This is a genomic window from Embleya sp. NPDC127516 (assembly GCF_044765325.1).
In the GTDB taxonomy this organism is placed as follows: domain Bacteria; phylum Actinomycetota; class Actinomycetes; order Streptomycetales; family Streptomycetaceae; genus Embleya.
Genome location: NZ_JBIWJT010000020.1, coordinates 208,847 through 219,727 on the forward strand (window position 1 = coordinate 208,847; position 10,881 = coordinate 219,727).

Sequence of the window (10,881 nt, forward strand, 5' to 3'; positions counted from 1 at the left end):
TCAAGACAGTTCGCCGCTCCTCGGACCGGCGCCGAAGGGGCCACGCCTTGACGAGTGCGAACCAGGCCGCCGACCGTCGCCGCGAGCTGATCCGGCGGCTGCTGGCCGAAGCGGGTATGCAACCGGACACCCCCGCCGACGCCATCGAACCGCGCGACCGGAGTGCGCCCACGCCGCTGTCCGCGGTACAGCACAGCCTGTGGCTGCACCAGCAGGCCTACCCCGAAAGCACGTCGTACAACGGTTGCCTGCTGATTCGGATCCGCGGCCCGCTCGACGTGGCCGCGCTGCGCGTGGCCACGCGCGAACTCCTGCGCGCGCATGAGGTCCTGCGCACCACCTACCACGCGGACCCCACCGGCCTGCCGCACCAGGTGGTCACCGCGATACCTGAAGTCGCCTTGCCTATAAGTGACTTCGCCCACATCCCGGCCGAGTCGAGGGAGGCCGAGGCCGATCGGGTCGCGCTCCGTCTGGCCTCTCGCCCCTTCGACCTCGCGCGTGAGCGCTCCGTGCGCCACGAACTCCTCGCCTTCGGGCCCGAGGACCACACACTGGTCCAGGTCGTGCACCACATCGCCTGGGACGGCGGCACGTGGGGCGTGCTCGCGCGCGACCTAGCGGCGTTCTACCGGCGCGCCCACGAAGCGGAGTCGGCGTTCACCGCCGACGTGCCGCGCGTACAGTACGCCGACATCGCCGCATGGGCGCACGCCCGGCCGCTCGACGACGCGGGCACGAAGTTCTGGCGCGAACGGCTGACCCCGCCGCCGAACCCGCCCGAGCTGCCGGCCGACGGCCCCAGAAGGCCCCCACCGGACGAGCGCGGCGGCCGGATCGTGCGTCGCCTGGACCCGCAACTGCCGGCCCGCATCCGCGCGTTCGCCGCACAGGCGGGCGTCACCCCGTTCACCGTCGTGCTCACCGCGTTCGCGGCGGTGCTCCGGCGCTACACCGGCGCCGACGACCTGCCGATCGGCACGTTGGTGATGGACCGGGCGAACGCGCACGCCGCCGAGTTGATCGGCAACTTCGGCAACACCGTCGTGGTGCGCGCCGATCTCGCCGACGACACGCGCGAATCGACGTTCCGCCGGGCCGCCGTACGGCTGGGCGCGGTGTGCGCCGACGCGTTCGAGCACCAGGACATCCCCTTCGACCGAGTCCTGGACGAGGTCCGCCCGCCGCGCCGTCCGGGTCGGCCGCCGCTGTTCGACGTGATGTTCGGGCTGCTCACCCAGGAGTTGGGCGAACTCGACCTGCCCGGCCTGGAGACCTCCTGGCGGCACGTGCACAACGGCACCACCCAGTTCGACCTCGCCCTGGAGGGCTTCCTCCGGGACGAGGACCTGCTGGTGGAGGCCACCTACCGCACGCCGCTGTTCGAACCCGACACCATCGAACGCCTGCTCGCCCACCTCGAGACCCTGCTGACGGCCGCGCTGGCCGAGCCCGACGCGCCGCTCGCGCTGCTCGAGGCGACCCCCGCGGACGAGATCGTCGAGCAACCCCGCGACGAAGACGAGGACTTCCCCGCCGGCGGCGTCGCCGCGCTCGTGGACGCATGCATCCGGGAACGACCGCGGGCCGTCGCCGTCCGCGCCGGCGACACCACCTGGACCTACGCCGACCTGGACGCGCGCGCCGACCGGATCGCCGCCGCCCTCACCGAGGCCCTGCGCGCGAACGGCGGCGGTGGCGAACCCGTCGTCGCCCTGGCCCTGTCACGCACCGCCGACCTGATCGCGACCCTGCTCGCCACCCTGCGGATCGGCGCCGCCTACCTGCCGCTCGACCGCACCCACCCGCCCGCGCGCGTCGCCGCGATGCTCGCCGACGCCGCACCCGACCTGCTGGTGTGCGACGCCGGCTACACCCCGCCCGCCGACGCGGCGCCCGTGCTGCGCGTCGACGACCTCCCCGCCGCACCCACCGGCGCCGCGACACCCGGTGCGGACCGCCCGCGGATCCACCCGCAGGCGCCCGCCTACGTCGTCTTCACCTCCGGCTCCACCGGCCGCCCCAAGGCCGTCGTCGGCACCCAACGCGCCCTGGGCAACCGGCTGCGCTGGGGCCGCTCCGCCCTCACCGCCGCGCCCGGCACGAGCGTTCGCGTGGCCAAGAGCGCCCTCGCCTTCATCGACGGCAGCACCGAGATCCTGGGCGCCCTCGTCGCCGGCGACACCCTGGTCCTGGCCGACGACGCCACCGCCCGGGACCCGCTGCGCCTGACCGAACTCGCCGACGGCCACGGCGCCGGCGTACTCACCGTCGTGCCCAGCCTGTTGGAGACGCTCCTCGACACCGCGCCGCCGGGGTCCCTCGCCGGCGTGCACACGTGGATCTGCTCCGGCGAGGCCCTGCCCGCCGCCCTGGCCGACGCCGTTACCGCACGTTGGCCCGACGCCCGCGTGGTCAACCTGTACGGCTGCTCCGAGGCCGCCGGCGACAGCCTCGCGCACGTCCACCGCCCGCCCGCCGCCGCGTCCGCGACCGTGCCGATCGGGCGGCCGATCTCGCGCACCCGCGCCCACGTGCTGGACGAGGCGCTGCGCCCGGTGCCCATCGGCGTACCCGGCGAGCTCCACCTCGCCGGCGACGGCCTCGCCCGCGGCTATCTCGGCCGCCCCGCCGCGACGGCGGAGCGATTCGTCGCGGACCCGTACGGGCCGCCGGGGAGCCGGCTGTACCGCACCGGCGACCTGGTCCGGCGGCGATCGAACGGCGAACTGGAATTCCTGGGCCGGGCGGACCACCAGATCAAGATCCGCGGTGTGCGGATCGAACCCGGCGAGATCGAGGCCCGACTCCTGGGACACCGGGGCATCGCCCGCGCGGTGGTGGTGCCGATCCGGTCCGGGAGCGCGCTGTGCGCCTATCTCGTGCCCACCCGGGGCACCTCGATCGACGTCGACGCGGTACGGGCCGGGCTCGCCCACACCCTGCCCGCGCCGTTGCTGCCCGACGCGTACGTCGTCCTGGACGCGTTCCCGCTCAACCCCAACGGCAAGCTCGACCGGGCCGCGCTGCCCGCCCCGCGGGCGAGCACCGCGCCGACGCGGGCACCGGCCGACGACCGCGAGCGCGCCCTGTGCGCGATCTTCGCCGAGTTCCTCGACCTGGCACCGGACCAGGTCGGGCCGGACGACGACTTCTTCGCGCTGGGCGGGCACTCGTTGCTCGCGGCACGGCTGGCGAACCGGCTGCGCGGCGCCTTCGCGGTCGAACTCGCCGTGCCCGACGTCTTCCACGCGCCCACACCCGCCGCGCTCGCCCGACTGCTGGACACCGCCGAGCCGGTGCGCCCGCGCGTCCGCGAGATCGCCGTACCCGACCCGGCACCCGCGTCGTTCGCGCAGGTCGGTCTGTGGTTCGAGGAACAGGTGCGCGGACCGTCCGCGGCCTACAACCTGCCGCTGGGGGTGCGCCTGCGCGGGCGGGTCGACCCGGAGGCGATCCGTGCGGCGCTGCGCGACGTGGTCCGGCGTCACGAGAGCCTGCGCACGCTCCTGGTGCCCGGTACCGACGGCACACCCGTACGCGAGGTACTCGCCCCCGCCGCCGCGCACTCGCGGTTGCACTGCGCCGTCGTGGCGGCCCACACGTGGCCGGCGGAGCGGCTCGCCGCCGAGGTGGCGGCCCTGGTCGCCCGCCCCTTCGACATCGGCGCCGACCTGCCGGTGCGGGCCGCGGTGTTCGTCGGACCCGCCGACGGGGAGTGCGTCCTGGTCCTGGTGCTGCACCACAGCGCGGCCGACCGCTGGTCGTTCGGGCCGCTGCTGGCCGACCTGACCACCGCCTACACCGCGCACACCACCGGATCCAAGCCGCAGGCGTGTCCCGAACCGGCCGTCGGGCACGGCTCGTACGCGGCGTGGCAACGCGCGATCCTGGGCGCGCGGAACACGCCCACCGATCTGACCAGGCGCCAACTCGACTACTGGACGCAGACCTTGCGCGACGCACCGGAGGAACTGGCGCTACCCGCCGAACGCTCCCGGCCCGCGGAGCGGAACCATCGTGGTGCGAGCGTCGAACACACCCTGCCCGCCGACCTCGTCGACACCCTGCGCGACGTCGCACAGGACGCCGGCACCAGCGTGTTCACCACCCTGCACGCGGCCGTGGTGGCCGTACTGCACCACCTCGGCGCGGGCGAGGACATCCTCCTGGGCGCCCCCGTCGCGGGCCGCACCGACGAGGATCTCGACCGTGTGGTGGGCTATTTCGTCAACACCGTCGTGCTGCGCACCCGAGTCGACGGCGACCCGACCTTCGCCGAGCTCCTCGAACGCACCAGGACCGCCGACCTGGCCGCCTTCGCGCACGCCGACGTGCCCTTCGACTGGGTGGTGGAGCGGCTGCGGCCCACCCGTACGCTCTCCCGGCACCCGCTGATCCAGGCCACCGTCACCCACCACCGCGCCGAGGAGATCGAACTGGCGCTGCCCGGCACGCACGCCGAGCCCTTCGCGCCGAATACGGGCGCGGCGATGTTCGACCTGGACCTGCGCTTCGTGGAGACCGCCACCGACGGCATCCGGGTGCAAGCCGGCTACGCGTGCGACCTGTTCGAGCACAGCGGCGTCGTCACGCTGCTGGACCGGCTGCACCGGCTGCTCTCCCGCGTGCTCGCCGACCCGCACGCGCGCCTGAGCGGCCTGGACCTGCTCACCGACGCCGAACGCCGGCTGCTCGTGCACGAGGTCAACGCCACCGCGCACGAGGTGCCCACGACGACCGTGGTGGAGCGCTTCACCGCCCAGGCCCGCCGCACCCCGGACGCCCCCGCCCTGATCGACGCGGCCGGCACGGCCACCGGGTACGCCGAACTGGCGGATCGTGTGCGGGCGAACGCGCGACGGCTGATCGACCGGGGGGCCGGGCCCGGCACCCTGGTCGCGATTGCACTGCCCCGCTCGGCCGACCTGGTGGTCGCGCTCCTGGCGGTGCTCGCGAGCGGTGCGGCGTATGTGCCGCTGGATCCCGGGGAGCCGCCCGCACGCCTGGCGCAGACGATCGCCGACGCCCGGCCGGCGTTCGTGTTCACCGACGCCGCGCACGCGCGGCGGCCCTGGGGCGTGCCGGTCATCGTGACCACCGACGACCCGACCGAGGCCGCGGCCTCGGCTGAACTGCCGGCACCGCCGCGGGCCGCGCACCCCGCGTACGTGCTGTACACCTCCGGATCCACCGGCCGCCCCAAAGGCGTGCTGGTCTCACACGGCGCCCTCGCCCACCAACTGGCCTGGGTGCAGGCCGAGTACGCGCTCACCCCCGCCGACCGCGTCCTGCACAAGGCGCCCGTCGGGTTCGACGTGTCGTTGTGGGAGCTGTTCTGGCCGCTGTGCCAGGGCGCGGCCGTCGTCCTGGCCGATCCCGACGGCCACCGTGATCCCGCCCACCTGGCCGCACTGATCGACACCCGTGCGGTCACCGTCGCGCACTTCGTGCCGCCCGTGCTGGACGCCCTCCTCGACGTCGTCGAAGCCGCGACCGGCCCGAGCCCGACGCCACCGGCCGAACGGGCGTTGCGTTTGCTCCTGTGTGGCGGCGAGGCGCTGCCACCGGCCACCGTCCGCCGCAGCGCCCGAGTGCTCGGGCTGATGCCGCACAACACGTACGGGCCCACCGAGGCCACGATCACCGCGACCGCGTGGAATCCCGCCGGCACCGTCGTCGAGGACGTCGTGCCGATCGGACGACCGGTGTGGAACACCGGCGCCCTGGTGTTGGACGCCCGACTGCGACCCACCCCGATCGGGCTGCCGGGCGAGCTGTACCTGACCGGGGCCCAACTCGCCGACGGATACCTGCACCGTCCCGGTCCGACCGCCGAACGCTTCGTGGCCGACCCCTACGGCCCGCCCGGCACCCGGATGTATCGCACCGGGGACCTGGTGCGCCGGCGCGCCGACGGCGCCCTGGTGTATCTCGGCCGGACCGACCATCAGGTCAAACTGCGCGGCGTGCGGGTGGAACTGGGCGAGATCGAGGCGCTGCTGACCGGGCGGGCGGAGCTGACGGCCGCCGTGGTCACCGCCCGGCCCGGGCCGACCGGTGCGCCGCTGCTGGTGGCGTACGTGGTCGCGAGCGCCTCCGCGTCCGTGGACCCCGAGGCGCTGCGCGGCGAGTTGGCCGATCACCTGCCCGAACACCTGGTCCCGGCCGCGATCGTGGTCCTGCCCGTGCTGCCGCTGCTGGCCAACGGCAAACTCGACCGGGCCGCGCTGCCGGATCCGGCCGTCGCCGCGCCGACCGCGGACGGCGCGCCGAGCGATCCCGCGCAGGCCGAACTGGCCCGAATCTTCGCCGAGGTGCTACGGGTGGACCGCGTCGGCGTGCGGGACGGGTTCTTCGCACTGGGCGGGGACAGCATCGGGGCCACGCTGGTGGCGACCAAGGCCCGTGCCGTCGGACTGCGGTTCACCGTTCGGGACGTCTTCCGGCACCAGAGCGTACGCGCGCTCGCCCGGGTCGCCCGCCGCGACGAGGTCCCGACGGCGCCCCCCGCACCGCTCGTGCTCGCCGACCCGCCGCTGGCCCACGTTTTCCGGGACGGCGGGACCGGGCCGAACGGCCACCATGTGTGCGCGGTGCGGGCCGTCGCTTCCGGGCGAACAGGGCTACTGGAGACGGCCGTTGCCGGACTCGCTCGTCGATACCCGGTGTTGCGGCTGCGGATCGAGACGGTCGGCAAGCGGTTGTGGCGCACCACGTCGACGGCCGAGGCGAACCCGAGAGTGGCTGTCGTCGCCGGTACGCGGGAAGACGTGGCCGAGCAGCTCGCGCGGACGGTGGCCGCGTTGGACGTGGTCGAAGGGCCGACGCTGGCGGTGACGCTGACGCCGGGGCGCCTGTTCGTGGCCGCGCACGCCCTGGTGCTGGACGCGGCGGCGGTCGAACGGATCGCGGACGAACTGGCCGCCGACGTACGGGCGGATCCGCCGTCGACATCGGCTGCCGAGCCCGACGCGGGGCCGGAGGTCGCCGCGCGAGCCGACAGTGCGGCGGCGGATGCCCTCCCCCTGGTCGCCGCGCGTGCGCACGCGACGCCGGCGGACGCTTCGCCGGCGGACGCCGATCGCATCGACGCGGATCCGGTCGCCTGGGCAGAGGAGTTGCGCGACGTGACGCCCGCGCCCGCCGTACGAGGCACGGGTTACGGCCGCTCCCTGTTCCTGAGCACCATCGTGGTCACCACCCCCGATGCCGGTTCCATCGAGGCCGTTCGGGCCGCCGCCGGCGAGGCGTTCCTGAGCGCGCTGCGCACGCGTAGCCCCGAACCGGAGAGATTGCTGATCGACCGGGTGGTGGACCCGCACCGATCCGGCGAAACGGTGGCGCCGGTCGGGTCGTTCGCCTACGCCTACCCGCTCGCCTTCGACCGGGAAGGGGCGTTGCCGGACGTGCACGCCGCCGACCTGCGCGGCGCCGGATACACCCGAGTGCGCTATGCGAGCCGATCCGGGGCCCGGGTCCTGGGCCGGGTTGCCCGCGCGCAGATCGTCCTGCGCGACGCGCCTGCCCACGGCTGGGCCGACGACCTGCCCTCGGCGGTCAGTACGCGCTGGCCCCTGGACGCGGCGATCGCCGTCTCGACGGGCGAGGACGGCACGCGGTGCCGGCTCACCCTGCATGCCGGGCCCACCGTCGACGCCGAGGACGCACGCCGCCTGCTGGCGACGTGGGTCGAGCGGACGACCGCGCGCATCCCGGGAGCCGGCACGACCACCGACCACGAGACGACCACACCGAACACGGACACCGGGCGGACGACGTGAGCGACCTCAACCCTTCGAACGACCACCCGGCCCACACCCCGGCGGCACTGTGGAGCCGCGAGGCGTTCGAGAACGCGCCGCCGACGGTGCGCGCGATGGTCGCCCCGCGCGAACTCGCACCCGACGCCGCGCACATCCGCGCGGTGGCGGTCCTGGCCCGACACCGGGACCTGAGTACCGGCGGCCCGACGGCGTGGTGCGGCACCTTCACGGTCGACACGGACGCCCGGCGCTCGACCGCCCGGGTGGCACGGGTGGACGGTACGCCCGCGACCGCGTGGGTGGATCGTGGCCCCGAACTGCCCGGGCTGCTGGTCCTCGCCCTGCCCGGAGCCGTCGTCGACGGGACCTCGTGGCGCATCCTCGCCGGCGAACTGCGCTCGGGACTGCGCGGCGAACCGATCGGACCCGAGCCCGCGCCGACCGCCGACTACGCCGCCGCCGTCGCCCGCGAGGCCGACGACCCGGAGCTGGTCGACCGGGCCACCGACTGGTTCACCCTGATCGACCGGGTGGACGACCTGGACGCGCCCGCGCCGTGGCCCGGGAGCGAGCCCGGGGCCTGGGACACGCCGCCCACCGGCGCCGCGACCATGCTCGAACTCCCCTTCGACACCGACCCCTTGAGCACGCGGACGCCGCTGCGCACGATCGTCGCCTCGACCGCGGCGCGGATCCTGGCCCGCTTCGCCCCCGGGCCGCTGTTCGTGGACGTCGTGGAGGACGACCGGGACCGCCACGACGGACGCTTCGCCCGCACCGTAGGCGACCTGCGACGCGTCTTCCCCGCCCTGCTGGAACCCGGCTCGCCCGACACCGACGCGCTGCCCGCGAACCCGCGCGCCGCCGCCGACTTCGGCCTGGCGCTCTACCTCGGCGAGCAGACCGCGGGTGCCCTCGCGGACGCGCCCGAGGCAGGCGTGCTGGTGGCCTACGGCCATACCGACCTCGGCGACGAGGAACTGCTCGCCTACGATCGCGAGAGCGACGGGTACGCCGTCTCGCGCTATCCGCTGCGCCTGGACCTGTGGGTGGACCACTCGCCCGCCGGGGCCGGGCGACGGGTCGCGCTGCGGGTTGTCGCCGATCCGAAGGCGCTGCCCGAACTCGACGTCGCGGCACTGCTCCGGACTTGGCGGGCGGCACTGGAACCCGCCCTGCTCGACGCGGCCCGGGCCGGACGCGAGGACGACGCGCAGGCCGGTGCCCTCGCCGCCCGTGACGCCGCCCTCGACTCTGCGATCGGCGGCCTGGGCGTGGCCGAGGTGCTGCCGCTGTCGCCGCTGCAGGAGGGTCTGCTCTTCCACCTGATGCTCGACGGCGCGGCCCGCGACATCTACGTACAGCAGGCCGTCCTGTTCCTCGACGGCCCCGTGGACGCCGATCGCCTCGCGGGCGCGGCGCGGTGGGTCCTGGAGAAGTACCCGAATCTGCGCGCGGGCTTCGTGAGCACCGAGGACGGCCCCGTCCAGGTGATCCCCGAGCGGTTCACCGTGCCGTTCGCCTACGCCGACCTGACCGACCGCGGGGCCGATGTCGACGCCGCCTTCGAGGCGTTCGCCGACCACCAACGGGAGATCCCGTTCGACGCGGCCCGGCCCCCGCTGATCCGCTTCGCCCTGGCCCGTACCTCCGACACCGGCCACCGACTCCTGCTCACGTCCCAGGTCGCGCTGCTCGACGGTTGGTCCGGCGGCCTCGCGCTGACCTCGCTCCTGGAGTTCTACACCGACGCCGAGGCCGAGAGCGCGCGGGCCACCACGCCCTTCCGGGTCTTCCTGCGTTGGCTGGGCACCCGCGATCGGGACGCGGCCCGCGACGCGTGGTACGCCTACCTGGGCGACGTCGCCGAACCCACGCTCCTGGCCGGCCCGCGCCCGCCCGGCGACGACGCCACGCCGGCCTCGGCCGGCGAGATCCACCGCGAGGTGCCCGCCGCGCTCGCCGCCCGCCTGGCGGCCCGCGCCCGCGAGGCGGGCGTCACCGTGGGCACGCTGTACGAAAGCGCCTGGGGGCTGCTGCTGGGCCGACTCACCGGACGCGACGACACGGTGTTCGGCGCGTTGGTGTCGGGACGCCACCCCGACGTCGACGGCATCGACACCACCGTCGGCGTGTTGTTCAACACCGTCCCGGTACGGGTCCGCGTCGCGCCGCACGAGCCGATCGCACAGCTGTGGCGGCGCACCCAGGACGACAAGGCCGACCTGCACGACCACCCCTACCTGGGCTTGAGCGAACTCCAGGCGATGGTGGGCGCCGGCCCGCTGTTCGATACCTTCTTTGTCTTCCAGAACCTCCCGTTGCCGGACAGGAACCGCGGGTTCGGCCCCGAGGGAGGACTGCGCGTCCTCGGCCACGCGGTGCGCGACGCCACCCACTACCCGGTGTCCGTGGTGATCACCCCCGGCGAGGTCACCCGCCTGCGCGCGATGTACCACGACGACGCCTTCGATCGCGCCGACGTGGAGCTTCTGACCGAGCGCTACCTGCGCATCCTCGAAGCCTTCGCGAGTCACCCCACCCGCGCGTGTGCCCGCGTCGACATCCTGGAAGCGGCCGAACGCCGACGCGTCGTGGCCGAGTGGAACGCGACTTCGCATCCGGTGCCGGAGGTGACGGTGGCGGATTTGTTGGAGGAGCGTGCGGGGTTGGTTCCGGATGCGGTTGCGGTGGTGCAGGATCCGGATGGTGCGGCGCCGTTGGTGTGGTCGTATCGGGAGTTGAACGAGCGGTCGAATCGGATCGCGCGGTTGTTGCGGGTGCGGGGCGCGGGTCCGGAGCGGGTGGTGGGTCTGGCGCTGCCGCGGACCGCCGACATGGTGGCGGCGTTGTTCGCGGTGCTCAAGACCGGTGCCGCCTACCTGCCCATCGAACGCGACGTGCCCGCCGAACGCACCGCGTGGATGCTCGCCGACACCGCGCCCGTCTGTGTCCTCACCAGCGGCCCCGGCCCGGATACCCCCGACGCCGTCGATCTCGACGATCCTTCGGTGCGGGCAGAGTTGGCGGGGTTGTCGGGGGCGGATCTGTCGGATGTGGAGCGTTCGGACTTCGTGCGTTCGGATGGGGCGCGGTTGGAGCATCCGGCGTATGT

2 protein-coding genes are annotated in these 10,881 nt (G+C 74.4%); both read left to right on the forward strand.

What is annotated here, in order from left to right; all coding sequences use genetic code 11:
• Positions 1 to 47: 47 nt before the first annotated feature.
• Positions 48 to 7,784 (forward strand): amino acid adenylation domain-containing protein, encoded by a 7,737-nt coding sequence (locus tag ACIRL2_RS33715; RefSeq protein ID WP_402237220.1) that lies wholly within the window; start codon positions 48 to 50, stop codon positions 7,782 to 7,784.
• A partial coding sequence (locus tag ACIRL2_RS33720; protein ID WP_402237223.1) for a condensation domain-containing protein occupies positions 7,781 to 10,881 on the forward strand: 3,101 nt, incomplete at its 3' end. The genes ACIRL2_RS33715 and ACIRL2_RS33720, both read left to right, overlap by 4 nt.